Origin of the sequence: Candidatus Nitronauta litoralis, assembly GCA_015698285.1 — a bacterium.
Taxonomy (GTDB): Bacteria; Nitrospinota; Nitrospinia; order Nitrospinales; family Nitrospinaceae; genus Nitronauta; species Nitronauta litoralis.
In genome coordinates, this window is the sequence record CP048685.1 from 3,499,811 (window position 1) to 3,512,909 (window position 13,099).

Here is a 13,099-nt window from a genome sequence, read left to right on the forward strand (position 1 = left end):
AAGGTAGCCATTATGCTGACGCCTGAACGCATCCGGGAATTGGTTTCCCTCCAGGAAACACTAGACTACATATTTAAAGAACCCGCTTTACTTAATAAAGCGTTGACGCACAAATCCTACGTTAATGAAAAAACTGAAACTCTGAAAAATAACGAACGCTTCGAATTTCTCGGCGATTCGGTCCTCGATTTAATAGTCAGTGATTTCCTCATCACTGCTTATCCTGATTTCAGTGAAGGTAAATTATCCAAAATCAGAGCCGCTGTTGTAAACGAGGGATGCCTGGCTGGACTTGCCCGAAAATTAAGTCTTGGCAAATACCTTTTGCTCGGGAAAGGGGAAAGCCAGTCCGGGGGTCGTGATAAAAACTCCCTGCTCGCTAATGCTTTTGAAGCCCTGGTAGGAGCCTTGTACCAGGATGGACAACTGGACGAAGTAAAACGCGTTTTTATGGGAGAATTAAAAAGCGAAATTTCCAAACGAATTGACTCGCGGCTGTTCCAGGATTTCAAGAGCGAACTCCAGGAATATACCCAGACACACTTGAACTGCATCCCTTCATATAAAGTAGTTGGAGAAGCCGGCCCCGACCACGAGAAGACCTTTGAAGTGGAAGTCGTATTTCAAGGAAACCCCAAGGGAAGAGGGCAGGGTAGAAATAAGAAAGAAGCCGAACAGGCAGCAGCCAGAGAAGCGTTAAATAAATTTCGTAATGAATCAAATAAGGTGCAATAGGTTTACTGGCGGTTGATTTTAAGTTCTTTCTTTATTGCGCTTAAATTTTGGTGGAAACCGGATAAAACCTTTCCTCGCTTCTCAGTCCAGGAGTGATGGACTTAGAGGAACTATTTTAAAGCTGGTTTTCAAAAAATTGACGATTGTGATTTGTCAGTCAAATATTCAAGCAATTTCATCCCTTTATTGGAATTGCCTTTTTTATTTAACTTGGGGCTCCAGACAGCAATACTGAAATTTCCCGGATGGATTGCAATGATTCCACCACCCACTCCGCTTTTGCCCGGCAAACCAACTTTAAAAGCAAACTCTCCCGCCTCATCATAAAATCCACACAATAGCATGATGGCATTTATGCGTTTTGACATGCTGGAACTGATAATCTCAATTTTCGTTTTCGGATGAGTTCCATTCGCAGCAAGAAACAAAAACACCTGAGATAGTTCTTCGCAGGACATTTCAATCGAACACAAGTGGAAATAAAAATCCAAAACAGTCTCAATATTGTTTTTAACATTTCCAAAAGATTTTATCAGGTTGATCATAGCGGCATTTCGAAACCCTGTCTGTTTTTCAGATTCGAAAATACTAAAATTGTAATCTATACCCGCATCACCAGAAATCTCCCTGATAAAATCAATAAACTCCTGCCTTGGATTTTTTAGATGGCCGACGAGAATATCGCAGACAACCAAAGCGCCAGAATTTATTAACGGATTGCGCGGAACCCCCTTTTCATACTCAAGTTGAATCATCGAATTGAAAGCGGTACCGGAAGGTTCGACACCCACTCTCTTCCATAAGTCATTGCCCTCCAGCTTAAAAGCGAGTGTTAATGCAAGAACCTTTGAAATGTTTTGAATAGAAAACTTTTCCTTGAAATCACCCAACCCATAATTTTTGCCATCTGTGGTCGTCAGGTGAACGCCAAACTTTTCGGGATCCACATTTTTCAGTTTGGGAATGTAAGAGGCCGGTTTTCCTTTATCCTCCATAACACCCACCTGCTTTGAGATATCGTGAATTAATTTTTTATAGTTCATATTTTTGTCTCGCTCGTAAAAAATGAGGTTCAATTTTAGACTCTATTTCAGGTGCACCTTTCCAGCATTACAATTTCCACCCGAAACCCACCTAAAACCATTTAAAATCCCCAAAGGCAAAACACTCGGGAAACCAAAATCAGATAATTTTTGCTTCTTCGCAGTTTATTTTAATTAAATTTCACCGTATAATTCCAAATCCAGCCCAAACGAGGCTACTTCGTATTTATTCAAAACTGCGGATTTCCTGGCTCCTGTGCTTAATTTTTTCGCAGACGGGATCATTTCCGCTGGGAATTTTTAAGAGGAAAACTAATGGTTACTGTTGGAATGAACTACAAAGTATTACCAGGAAAAGAAGAAACGTTTGAAGGAGCTTTTAAGAAAGTTGTCGAATTAATGCGTTCCATGGAAGGCCACACCAACACCAATATGTATCGGGACATCACCGATGCGCAAACCTACCTGATCGTGTCTGAGTGGGCTTCTGAGGAAGCTTACCGTGGCTTTATCAATTCGGAAAAATTTGCTGATGTGGTCGATTGGGGTAAAGAACACATTCTGGCGGGTCGTCCAAGCCACAATATGTACAAACAGTAGTCAGGCTTCAGCTTCATCGTTGTCCGGACCTGCAGTATACTCCAGCTCACCGTTAGTGATGGATCGCTTCAACTTCTTGTAGAAATGCTCGGTATCGTGTGGAATATTGTCATCTACGCGCCACCTCACGGTGACCAGCTTGCCATCCGGATGGTTGATTATTTTGGTGACCTCTCCGTTATTTTGGGAGAGGGGTTCGTATAAATGATCGCCTACCTGGATTTTCATAATCTAATTGTACAAGGCAAGTTAAAGATATTTGAATACTGTCCTGTAATTTAACTTAATTTTGCAGGAATTGAAAACAAAACCACTGGTAAATCTCTTCGCCTGTGGTTCAAAAGACATGCAAATGATTTTCAGGTTACGCTGCATCTGGTTTTAGCACGAACTCTTGAAAATCAGAAATAGAAACATGGGAGGTTATTCGATGGCATACATTACCATGGCAGCAATGTACCCAACAATGACATCGGGCAAGGTTGATGAATTTCTGGTCAATATTGGTGATACCGTTAAAGATGGAACACCAATTGCGGAAATCGTTGCAGAAGGATATTACACTTTGTTATCTGAATATTACGGTGTTGTGAAGGAAATTTATGTCGGGGAAGGGGAGTATGTCGAGGTCGACACACCAATACTGGAAGTCGAGGAAATTGAGCTCGCTGAGGGGGAAGATATCCCGAAGGAAGCTAACCGAGCATAGAAAAAATCACCCCTGAAGCAAGCATGTAAATTGTCAGACCCAGAATATCGTTGATTACGGTCACAACGGGGCCTGTGCTGATCGCTGGATCAATTTCAAGTTTTATGAAAGCCAGCGGGGCAAGAGATCCAATAAATCCAGCAGCACATACTGCCAGCACAATGCCGATACCAACCGAAGCACCTAGCAAGGTGGGTGCCCCAAGTAACGGTTGGGCCGCAAGGGCAATCAAAATCCCGCAAATGATACCAAACAGAGCCCCGTTGATAACCCCCACCATCACTTCACTGACCACCACAGTCTTCAGGTTATCATCTTTAATATCCCCGGTTGCAAGCCCACGAACAATTACGGTGGCTCCCTGAATTCCAACATTTCCCGCCAGCCCCAACACGAAGGGGACAAAAAACAATATGGTCGCAAACTCTGGAACCCTTAACTGAAATGACTTTAAAACAAAAGCACTGACAATTCCCCCGACAAATGTCGTGAGGAGCCAGGGAGCCCGGGCTCGAACCTTGCTGATGGTACTTTTGGCAAAAGGGTCAACTTTTGCGGTTCCCACCATAGTGAAAATATCTTCACTGGCTTCATCTTGCATCACTCGCAAGACATCATCAAAAGTTACGATCCCGTGGATAACATTATTGGAATCAAGGACAGGAAGGGTGCTCATGTGTTCATGATCCATCAGGTTAGCCACTTTTTCAAAGGGGTCCGTCAGGTCCACTGTTGGGAGATAGTCACGAATAATTTGATCAGCTCGGAAATTAGCCGGAGCGTGAAGCAAGTCTCTCATTTTGAAAAACCCCTTCAACTTACCGGTGTCATCAACCACAAAAAAATAGTGTCCACGGTCGAGTCCCGGTTCCCGGATAAGGCTCATCAGTAGATCACCAGCCAATTGGTCTCCAGATACCCGGTTGAAGTCGGGATTCATCATCCCACCGGCAGTCTCTTCCTTGTAGTGGATCAGATCCTTAATGATCCGGGCGTCTTCCTGCGGCAATTTATCCAGAATTTCCGCTTGCCCCGCCGGAGGATGTTCCTGAATGATATCAGCGGCCTCATCCGCCGGCATGGCCTCAATCAGTGGAACCAGTTCCTTAAGCCCCAGAGCCTTGGTTATTTCCTTACGGCTTTCAATATCTGTTTCATACAGAACATCCTGCTGTTTCTCCTCTGTATCCAGTAATTGAAAAATGGCCGTTTTTTGATCAGTGGGGAAGGCATGCAGGACCCTGGCAATCTCAAATTGGTCCATTTCGTTGACCAGTTTTGAGGTTTCAGGGGAATCCGCAGACTCCAGAATGGATTTTAATTTGTTGACCGGCATGATTTTGTTATATTAACACTGCTGTTATAAAAGGAAAATCAAGACTTTCTCACGAGGCGTTATGACCATTTCAATGAACTATAGAGAACTGCGGAAACTTAAGGCCGACCGAAAAATTAAAATTAACAGTTCACGCAAAAAACGGACAACACTCCTGTCAGAAAAATCCAAAGGTAAAATGTTTAAGAAGTTTGACAAGGAACACGAACCGGAATCAACCAACTCAAACGATGTCAACATTGATGTTCATGTGAAAATGAACGACTCATACATGCGAACCGGCCTCTACGTTCCCAAGAAAAAGTAACGCGTAAATAAACACAATAGGCGATACAAGGTCACTCACAATACCTTGAAATAGTTTTTGCTGAATTGGAAATCCTGTCTGCCAGGATAATAATAAGGTCAGGCTTTGGGAACTGGTTTTGGAGCAGGTTCCCTCGTTTCAGGTGGGGATTCTTCGGCGACTTCATCAGGTTCAAATTTTTCTTTATACTTTTCATATATTTTATTTTCGATAAAAAACTCGACCAGCCCTTGATCAAGCTCCTCGTGTTCCGCCATCGTTCTCAGAATCCGATAAACATTACTTAATGGCATGGCTTTTTTGTATGGCCGGTCAATTGCAGTGAGTGCTTCCGCGATATCAGTCACAGCCATCATCTTTCCTTCAAAGGGGATATTTTCTCCCGAAAGACCAAGCGGATAACCTTTCCCATTAATACATTCATGATGAGCCCCGGCAAAGTGGGGAAGGTTACGCAATTTTTTGGTGAAGGGAATCTGACTGAGCATGTCCAGTGTAATCTTTGCGTGATTCTTCATCACCTGTCTCTCGCCTTCTGTAATGCTGCCTTTGCGGATAGAAAGGTTTTCCAACTCATCGTCAGTTAAAAGATTGTGGACGGTTCCATCCAATCCCATAAAGCTCATTTCGCGTATACTTCTGAGTCGTTCCACCCGCTCATCATCCAAAAACTCTCGAGGTTCATTGCAGAATTGGATGAACTTTCTGATTTCACGTAATTCGTTAGCCTTGCTATCGCCTTCTTCTTCGGCCTTTTTGATTTCTTCCTCAGATGCCCCCGCGTTTTTAAGATTGAGCATGGCCTGAAGTTTTTCAGTAAGGGCGCAATGAATTGCGTACTCCAGACGAAGGTCGACATGGTGGATGCGATCAAAAATGGTTTGAAGCTTTTTACTCTTTTCAATAATTTCGACCGGTGTGGTGACCTTCCCTATATCATGCATCCACCCGGCAACTTTTATTTCATATAATTGCTCCGGGGTATATCGGATATTTTTAAAAGGGCCTTCATTGATCTTATGAATTTCTTCAGCCATTAATACGGTGAGGTTAGCCACTCTGCGAATGTGCCCGCCTGTTACAGGAGATTTTTCATCAATAGCTGTTGCCATCACCTGAACAAAGGATTCGAACAAGCGCTCCATGTCCGAAATGAGCTTTACGTTTGTGATTGCGATAGCCGCCTGCGAGGCTAGAGACTCGGTAAGACTTTCAAAATCAGGTGAAAAAGCGTGCACCTCCTGGGTACGCTTACAACACGAGTTCAATAGTTGAAGCACGCCAATAATATCGTTTTCATGGTTGCGCATGGGAACAACCAGCATGGATTTCGAACGGTACCCGTACTGGGCATCAAAGTTTTTGGGACCAGTAAAATCAAAAAGGTTTGTGTCGTAAACATCAGGGATATTGACTGGAATACCGTGGAGTGCGACGAAGGCCGACACATTAGACTCTTTCATTTCGACCGGATCAAACTCTATCGCATCCCCGGTTTGCCCACCCAAACGGATGTTCAGACTGTCATTTTGTACGATTTTGAAGCGGAGCTTGTTGTCTTCTACAATATATAGAGTGCCAGCGTCGGCTTGGGTAAATTGTCGCGCCTGATCCACAATGGTCTCGAGCAGGGCATTGAGATCGTTAACCCCGGAAAGGGCACGACCAATATCTGTGAGCTTTTTAATCTGCTCCCTGAGATGGTCTGCATAACTGGTAACCTCACCTACAATATTATTTAAAACCGTATTGAGGTTTTCGTCTTTTGAGAAATTTTTATCCAGAGGGGCCCCCGAAAAATGTCGCCCTGTGTCATCCATACCTTCGCCCTGCAAACGTGTAACAAATATAAATAACTGAATTTAGAATTATTATCAGGGAAATCCTTCGCAAAATCAAACCAACCAGCGGCCTGCATGGGGAACGGGATTTTAACGATTGATTTTTTTTCCTTACCTGATCAATCAAGAAGTTGCGGTTCGGAGCTCAACCAGATTTTGGACCCGCAAACATTCACAAAATCAGGACTATCAGATTTAAACAATTTCAAATGAGCGTCCATCAGGTTTTCCGGAAGGGTAGGACTGTCTCCAAATAATTCCTTTTCTTCAGCAACAATTCCCTTGATGAAGTTATCGACACCCTCGCTGGTCGTCACGTCTTCAAAATAGGATTGGATCAATGGATCCGCCATTGCCTTTTTGTCCCGAAAAGTCTTGCGCAAAAGAAGTTTGATACCGCGAGAAGAAAATGACTCGAACAAACCGGCGCGAATACAAGCGTGCCTGGACTTCCCTTTCTCCAGGGTCCATTTTTCAATTGCTTCCTTCGAATAACCCATAGCACCATAACTACCAAGTTGGTGCCGTGTTTTATAAAATGTCGAATAGGCCACTATAGTGCCCGCATCAAACCTTTCTTCGAGATGCAAAAGAGGATTAAACGAAAGTTGGTTGGATTGGTCAATCTGCTCCTGAGTGGAATCTTTTATAGGGAATCCAACCGCACCCAAAGCTGTTGCATAAAATAAATAATCGAATTGTTTTCCGGCCGCAGCCTCAATCTTTGACAGGCAATCCTCCGAGGTAATATCACCAAAAATAGTCACATCAGCTCCATCTATGGATTCATCCGAAGGAGTTTTCGCAAACCAGTTGGCAATAATTCTGGCATCATTCCCGAAATGTTCCCGAAAAGCCTGCAGGGCAGCAGTTCCCATTACCCCACTACCTCCCACTATCACGCATGTTGTCATTTACCGCTCCTGTCTATCGTTGCAAATTACCCCTGACCCTTTGAATTAAATTGGATCAGGAACCCCCATAGTTTTCGTCAATATCCCAATAGGGTACCTGGGCATTCTCAAAGGCAGCCTTTGAATGGTTTGGATCCGATTCCAAAAAAGAATCGACATCCACTATCAAATTATTAGCTTCTTGCAGTGACGCTTCAGAGGTCATCCTTTTTAACTTATTTGTATAGGTCACATAACGGTCAAAATAATTTTTTGACAATTCTATAGTATTTTGAATTGAAGCAGGATCCAGCTTGCGATTGTGATGTTCATTAAAAAAATATGTGTATTTAAACCAAAGGTCGACCTCTGATTTCGTTTTCCCGTGTTTATTAAATTCTGCCCTGACTTCTTTCTCGGTTTTGTTTTCCAGGAAGCCATTGATGTAAGTCGCAAGATCGCTGAATGGTATTCCATTTATTGCCTTGCAAAGATAGTGAAGTGAATTCAGGAGTTGCTCAAGCTTTGAATCAACTTTTAAAGCGGTTGCCGATTCTTTTCTTAGTCCCGGCCTCCCTTCAAACTCAGCCCAGACTCCACCATCCTCAGTAACAGCAAGCAACTGCTTTTCTAGAGGCATAATATTCTTTAAACATTCTTTTTCCTGGTTCGCCGCCTTTAACAACTCCGGGTTGGCAAGCACGAAAAGGGACAAAATCAACAAAACCCTGTTTTCTTTAAAAAAAGATTTAAAGGCCATAGCTTTAGGGCATGAAAGGATTTAGAACCACACCTAGATTAAGCTTTTACAGTCTCACTTATATTAAGTCAACGCTAAATAAAATGCAGCCAAGCCTCTTATTTTGGCAAAGAATAACAAAATGTTAAACTTTGCAAATAAGTTTAATTACAGCGTTAATGTTTCATATGGAGAAAACAATGGCAAAAAAGGTTTTAATCCCTTTAGCTCCAGGTTTTGAAGAAATTGAAACCATCACAGTAGTGGATGTCCTCAGGAGGGCAGGTGCAAGGGTAATATTAGGAGGAACTGAAAGGGGCCCGATCAAGGGTTCGCGTGGCATTTTGGTAATGCCGGATGCCCCATTGGAAATCCAGTCACCTAAGGACTTTGATATGATCGTACTACCGGGAGGGCAACCGGGAACCACTAACCTGGAAAACAATCCAGGACTGATTCATTTTCTTAAAACCATGAATCAGGAACAAAAACATATCGCCGCGATTTGTGCCGCTCCACTGGTCCTCCAAAAAGCAGGATTGATCAAAAATAAAAATATAACGTCTCACCCCTCGGTTGAAAAACAGCTAAAGGTCAAAGGGTATTTGGATGAACGGGTCGTGGTTGACGGCAATTTCACAACCAGTAGGGCCCCTGGAACTGCAATGGAATTTGCCCTGAAGCTGGTAGAATTATTGTACAACCCTGAAATGGTGGAAAAGGTAAATGCCGGGATGCTCGCTAGAACCTGATCCGCTATTTTGGGTATTTATCTAAAAAATAAATCCTATGCAAAATAAAATCATCAATATTAATAACGGGTTGTTCCGTTTGGGAGAAAATAATTGAAAACCCAGCACTAACTGAACAAGAGGCCCCCATGTACGTCAATATTTCAAGGAGCAAACATTTAATTAATAATCGCCGTTTTGCTAAAAAAAAGCAAAAAACCACACAATCCAGTCCAAAATGTAACCATTGCGGAGGTATGATAAGGGAAAACGGCGAAATTGAGGTTTGCTTGATGTGCGGACGTGAAATTAATCATAGTTGCCCAAATTGCCAGTTTAAAATCCCCACCGAAGTAAAGCCGGAAGACAAAAAAAGCGCTTAAATATAATGATTTAAACTGCTTTTGCTAATCCTCCTTCGCAAGTTAAAGCTGCAATTGGCCTTCTATGACAATTTGCGATTTTCCCCCGACCCTAATAGATCCGATCACCCCTCCATCCCGTTTTGCTTCAACTCGAATTTCTGAAGCACGTCCCATCTCAACACCTTGCTCAATTGAAATGGAAATGGAATCCTTACCAAGGATTCCATAATGCAGCAGGTAAGCCCCCAAAGCCCCCGCAACACTTCCAGTGGCAGGATCTTCTGGAATCCCAATAAAAGGCGCAAAGCTCCTTGCATGGACCTGACAATCCTTATTTTCTGAAACAATACAGAAAGGATACACAAGGTCCAGTGAGCGCAGAATTTTTTTCAAAGCATGAAGATTAAGTTCAATTTTTTTAACAGAATTTATGTCTTTGAGAGGAATCATCAGGGCAGGAAAACCTGTACTTACTTCCTGGACAGGTAATGTAGCATGGAGGGATTCTAAAGGAAGGCCAAGAGCTTCGGCGGCTAAGGATGTTTCCGGAAGAGGGGAGGAAAATTCTGGCTCAGGTTGTTGCATAAAACAAAAGCCGTTTTCCCATTCAACAGGCACATTACCGACCCCCATATTGAAACACAATGAAGGCATGAAATCGCCCGCCAGATATTTCAAGACCTCGGCAGTCCCCAGAGTCGGGTGGCCGCCAAATGGAATTTCCTTTCCAGGAGTGAAAATACGGACGTCAAAATCAGCTTCCGGTTTGGTTGATGGAAATACGAACGTAGTCTCAGACAGGTTCATCTCAGCTGCAATTTTTTGCATTTGGTGTGAGTTCAACCCTTTAGCATCCGGAAATACCGCAAGCGGGTTTCCACTCAGAGGCTTATCGGTGAAGACATCGATTTGGAAGAATTGGAAGGAACGCCGCATTCAGGAGTCTCGGGTCAAAACAGGGAAATCAAGGTTAGACTCTAATAAATCAAATACTTGTATATTACCCCAAAAGCCAAGTTCCCATAACATATATTATGTTAAATAATTATAATGAGTGAAAAGAACCCAAACGATCCGGGTTTTAGGGGAAATTAATACAACCTTAGACGGATGCTTTAGAAGCTGATTTTTTCCCGATAACCTCTTTTACCTGGGAAACTATGTTGGACGAAGAAAGGCCGTATTTTTCGAATAGCTGGTCCTGTGATCCAGTCTCAGCGAAAGTATCCCGTACCCCCACTTTTCGGACCGGCACGGAAATATCCTGACTGGCAAGTGAATCCAGAATCGCATCTCCAAGACCACCTATTACGTTGTGATCTTCAGCGGTGACTACAGCACCGGTTTTTCTAGCCTGCTCAGCAACCAGATTGTGATCCAGAGGTTTTATGGTGGAAATGTTCACGACGCTTACATCCACTGCTTCAGCTCTCAATTGCTCGGCAGCCTTCAGAGATTCCTGAACCATCACCCCGGATGCAAAAATTACGGCATCAGAACCTTCCTGAATTGTGTGGCCTTTTCCAATTTCAAATTTATAATTTGAATCATACAGGCCTTTTACTTTTGGCCGGCCCAGCCTGAAGTACACAGGACCTTCATGATCAATCAATACCTTAGTTGCCTGATAAGCCTCTTCGTAATCCGCAGGTTGAATCACGGTCAGGTTTGGCATGGCCCGAGTATAAGCCAAGTCCACTATCATCTGGGCCGTTGGACCATCCGGGCCCACCGCAATTCCAGTATGAGTTCCCACAAGTTTCACGTTGGTATTGGAATAAGCAACGCTAACCAGAACCTGATCCATTGTTCTTCCCAGTAAAAAGCAGGCAAAACTGGTTGCAAAAGCCACCTTTCCGGCTGTGGCCAGCCCTGCAGCGGTACAGACCATATCACCTTCACTAATTCCCATATTGAAGAAACGGTCAGGAAATTTGTCTCCAAATTTTTTGGAACGAGTACTGTCACTCACTCCAGCATCCAGTACCACTACTTTGGGATTTTCTCCAAAATCCTGTAAGGCGGCTCCGTAGCCGTCCCGGGTTGCTCCGTCTTTCATTCCAACTCCTTAAGTGCGCGTTCCAGATCCTCGTCTCCTGGAGCCACCCCATGCCAGGCGGTTTTACCTTCCATGAAACTGACTCCCTTACCTTTTACCGTATCCGCAATAATGACTCTGGGGCGCGTTGCATCCAGAGGCTTTTGCAACGCTCCCATCACTTCCGCCATATTGTGGCCGTCAATCCTGATAACTTCCCATCCAAAAGAGGCCCATTTTTCTTCTAAAGGCTCCAAGTCCTTTAAATCTTTGGTGATGTTATCCTGTGCGACCTTATTAAAATCCACAATGGCCACCAGGTTATTGGTCTTGAATTTCTGGGCCGACATTGCAGCTTCCCACACCTGCCCCTCCTGCAATTCACCATCCCCAAGCAAACAGTAAACTTTAAAATTCAGATTATCCAACCTGGCCGAAAGGGCTATCCCATTGGCAACACTCAATCCCTGTCCAAGGCTGCCCGTGGCAATTTCGACGCCAGGAGTTTTGGGATGAGGATGGCCGGATAAATTGCTCTCGCTGTTTATTTTCCGATAGCCTGCAAGGTCTTCTTTTGGGAAAAAGCCAGCCCGTGAAAGCACCGTATACAAAAGCCCGGTAACATGGCCTTTGCTCAACACAAAACGGTCCCGGGAAGGATCTTTTGGGTTGTTCGAATCGTATTTCATTATTCCGCCAAAATACAGGGCGGTGAGTATGTCTGCCCCGGAGAGGCTTCCTCCAGGATGGCCCGAACCCGCTTGGTGAATAAGCTTCAAGCTGTCCTTGCGGACTTCCTTGGCCTCTTTTTCAAGAGAGGCAATATCGTCTGTACAAACCGTCATTATAATCTCCTGTTAACGGCAAAATCCGTGAGGGCTAAGCTTAAGGCAATTGAAAAAAATTTAACAGGAAATTTTTTGGAAAATATTATGATGGAAGAAAATACAGGGTGAAAACAGTTACTAATTATTCAAAAAAGTATCGCCGCCCTTGTCCATCAGGCCGTCACAATGCGCAATAACCTCTTGAAAATTCACAGGCTTTTTCATAAATCCATCGCCACCCGCCTCAGTCACCTCTTCAAGGGTATATTGCAGGCTGGCTGAAATAACCAGGATCCGGGTGTTCTGGGTGCGTGGGTTACTTTTTAAATGGCGGCAAACTTCAAGACCATTCAGACCCGGCAGGTTGATATCCAATAAAATAATATTGGGTTTGAATTCAGCGGCTTTCAAACCTGCATTGAGGCCATCATAGGCCACATCAACCTGAAACCCGTTTTTCTCAAAATATTTTTTCATGAGTTGAGTGAACTTCTTTTCATCATCCACAATCAATACCTTACGGGCAGACTTCTCAACTTCCTCCTTCTTCAATATTTCCTGAATCATGGTTATGGTGTAACCACTCTTTTGAAGGGAGTAAACGCGTTTACATCGTTCCCTCACCCAGGCGGGATAGTAGCCCACAATCCCCTTCCCCCCCGGATGGGCAACCTTAATCGGGTCAGGGAAAAACTGATATTTCTTCTGCCATAACCATAAAGTCTTTCTTGTGATAGGAACCACAAGCAAAATATCCGCTGCCGTTACTTTTTCAAAATCAAGATTGTCTTTGCGGGCCATCAATATCTCCAAAGTATTTTAGCCGTAATTGGGTCCCCATTTTGGTCCCAAACAATTCCACTTTACATTCAATGTAAATTAACAGGTTAATTCTCGAGAATCAAACCCAAAACCACAAAAACCTTCTAAGCTCC

Annotated in this window: 16 protein-coding genes; 6 read left to right on the forward strand and 10 right to left on the reverse strand. The window is 43.6% G+C overall.

The window, feature by feature from the left end; all coding sequences use genetic code 11:
• The first annotated feature begins 12 nt into the window (after positions 1–12).
• A complete protein-coding gene (rnc, locus tag G3M70_15980) occupies positions 13–735 on the forward strand; it encodes a ribonuclease III (protein ID QPJ63293.1) in 723 nt (240 codons plus the stop codon).
• A 128-nt stretch (positions 736–863) separates the two neighbouring features.
• Here rnc and G3M70_15985 read toward each other — a convergent pair whose 3' ends face one another.
• Positions 864–1,778, reverse strand: a complete 915-nt coding sequence (locus G3M70_15985) for a glutaminase (GenBank protein QPJ63294.1) — start codon at positions 1,776–1,778, stop codon at positions 864–866.
• 315 nt (positions 1,779–2,093) lie between these two features.
• Here G3M70_15985 and G3M70_15990 point away from each other — a divergent pair, with 315 nt between their 5' ends.
• The gene (locus G3M70_15990) at positions 2,094–2,378 is read left to right on the forward strand and encodes an antibiotic biosynthesis monooxygenase (protein QPJ63295.1); all 285 of its coding nucleotides are present in this window, start codon (positions 2,094–2,096) and stop codon (positions 2,376–2,378) included.
• On the opposite strand, the gene G3M70_15995 is transcribed toward G3M70_15990, so the two are convergent.
• Entirely contained in the window at positions 2,379–2,606 is a 228-nt protein-coding gene (locus G3M70_15995; GenBank protein QPJ63296.1) for a hypothetical protein, read from the reverse strand.
• A gap of 202 nt (positions 2,607–2,808) precedes the next feature.
• Between G3M70_15995 and G3M70_16000 the strand changes: the two genes are divergently transcribed.
• On the forward strand, positions 2,809–3,087 hold the full coding sequence (locus G3M70_16000) for a hypothetical protein (GenBank protein QPJ63297.1): 279 nt from the start codon (positions 2,809–2,811) through the stop codon (positions 3,085–3,087).
• Here G3M70_16000 and mgtE read toward each other — a convergent pair.
• Complete coding sequence (gene mgtE, locus G3M70_16005) at positions 3,074–4,423, reverse strand: magnesium transporter (protein QPJ63298.1); 1,350 nt, start codon at positions 4,421–4,423, stop codon at positions 3,074–3,076. The genes G3M70_16000 and mgtE overlap by 14 nt on opposite strands.
• 61 nt (positions 4,424–4,484) lie before the next feature.
• On the opposite strand from mgtE, the gene G3M70_16010 reads away from it, so the two are divergent.
• Positions 4,485–4,730 (forward strand): hypothetical protein, encoded by a 246-nt coding sequence (locus tag G3M70_16010; GenBank protein QPJ63299.1) that lies wholly within the window; start codon positions 4,485–4,487, stop codon positions 4,728–4,730.
• 98 nt (positions 4,731–4,828) lie between these two features.
• Here the strand turns inward: G3M70_16010 and G3M70_16015 are convergent, their stop codons facing one another.
• The 3 genes from G3M70_16015 to G3M70_16025 all read right to left on the reverse strand — a co-directional run bounded on the left by G3M70_16015 (position 4,829) and on the right by G3M70_16025 (position 8,179).
• The gene (locus G3M70_16015) at positions 4,829–6,550 is read right to left on the reverse strand and encodes a GAF domain-containing protein (protein ID QPJ63300.1); all 1,722 of its coding nucleotides are present in this window, start codon (positions 6,548–6,550) and stop codon (positions 4,829–4,831) included.
• 140 nt (positions 6,551–6,690) lie between these two features.
• Positions 6,691–7,485: a hypothetical protein gene (locus tag G3M70_16020; GenBank protein ID QPJ63301.1), complete on the reverse strand. Its 795-nt coding sequence runs from the start codon at positions 7,483–7,485 to the stop codon at positions 6,691–6,693.
• A gap of 55 nt (positions 7,486–7,540) precedes the next feature.
• Positions 7,541–8,179 (reverse strand): hypothetical protein, encoded by a 639-nt coding sequence (locus tag G3M70_16025; GenBank protein QPJ63302.1) that lies wholly within the window; start codon positions 8,177–8,179, stop codon positions 7,541–7,543.
• Positions 8,180–8,403: 224 nt separating this feature from the next.
• Between G3M70_16025 and G3M70_16030 the strand changes: the two genes are divergently transcribed.
• Positions 8,404–8,955, forward strand: a complete 552-nt coding sequence (locus G3M70_16030) for a DJ-1/PfpI family protein (GenBank protein QPJ63303.1) — start codon at positions 8,404–8,406, stop codon at positions 8,953–8,955.
• Positions 8,956–9,083: 128 nt separating this feature from the next.
• Positions 9,084–9,317, forward strand: a complete 234-nt coding sequence (locus G3M70_16035) for a hypothetical protein (protein QPJ63304.1) — start codon at positions 9,084–9,086, stop codon at positions 9,315–9,317.
• Positions 9,318–9,359: 42 nt separating this feature from the next.
• Here the strand turns inward: G3M70_16035 and G3M70_16040 are convergent, their stop codons facing one another.
• The 4 genes from G3M70_16040 to G3M70_16055 form a co-directional block, all read right to left on the reverse strand.
• Positions 9,360–10,235, reverse strand: a complete 876-nt coding sequence (locus G3M70_16040; GenBank protein QPJ63305.1) for a PhzF family phenazine biosynthesis protein — start codon at positions 10,233–10,235, stop codon at positions 9,360–9,362.
• Positions 10,236–10,401: 166 nt separating this feature from the next.
• A complete protein-coding gene (locus tag G3M70_16045) occupies positions 10,402–11,358 on the reverse strand; it encodes a transketolase family protein (protein QPJ63306.1) in 957 nt (318 codons plus the stop codon).
• Positions 11,355–12,188 (reverse strand): transketolase, encoded by an 834-nt coding sequence (locus G3M70_16050; GenBank protein ID QPJ63848.1) that lies wholly within the window; start codon positions 12,186–12,188, stop codon positions 11,355–11,357. Before G3M70_16050 ends, G3M70_16045 begins: the two co-directional genes overlap by 4 nt.
• A 114-nt stretch (positions 12,189–12,302) precedes the next feature.
• Positions 12,303–12,965: a response regulator gene (locus G3M70_16055; protein QPJ63307.1), complete on the reverse strand. Its 663-nt coding sequence runs from the start codon at positions 12,963–12,965 to the stop codon at positions 12,303–12,305.
• Positions 12,966–13,099 lie beyond the last annotated feature (134 nt).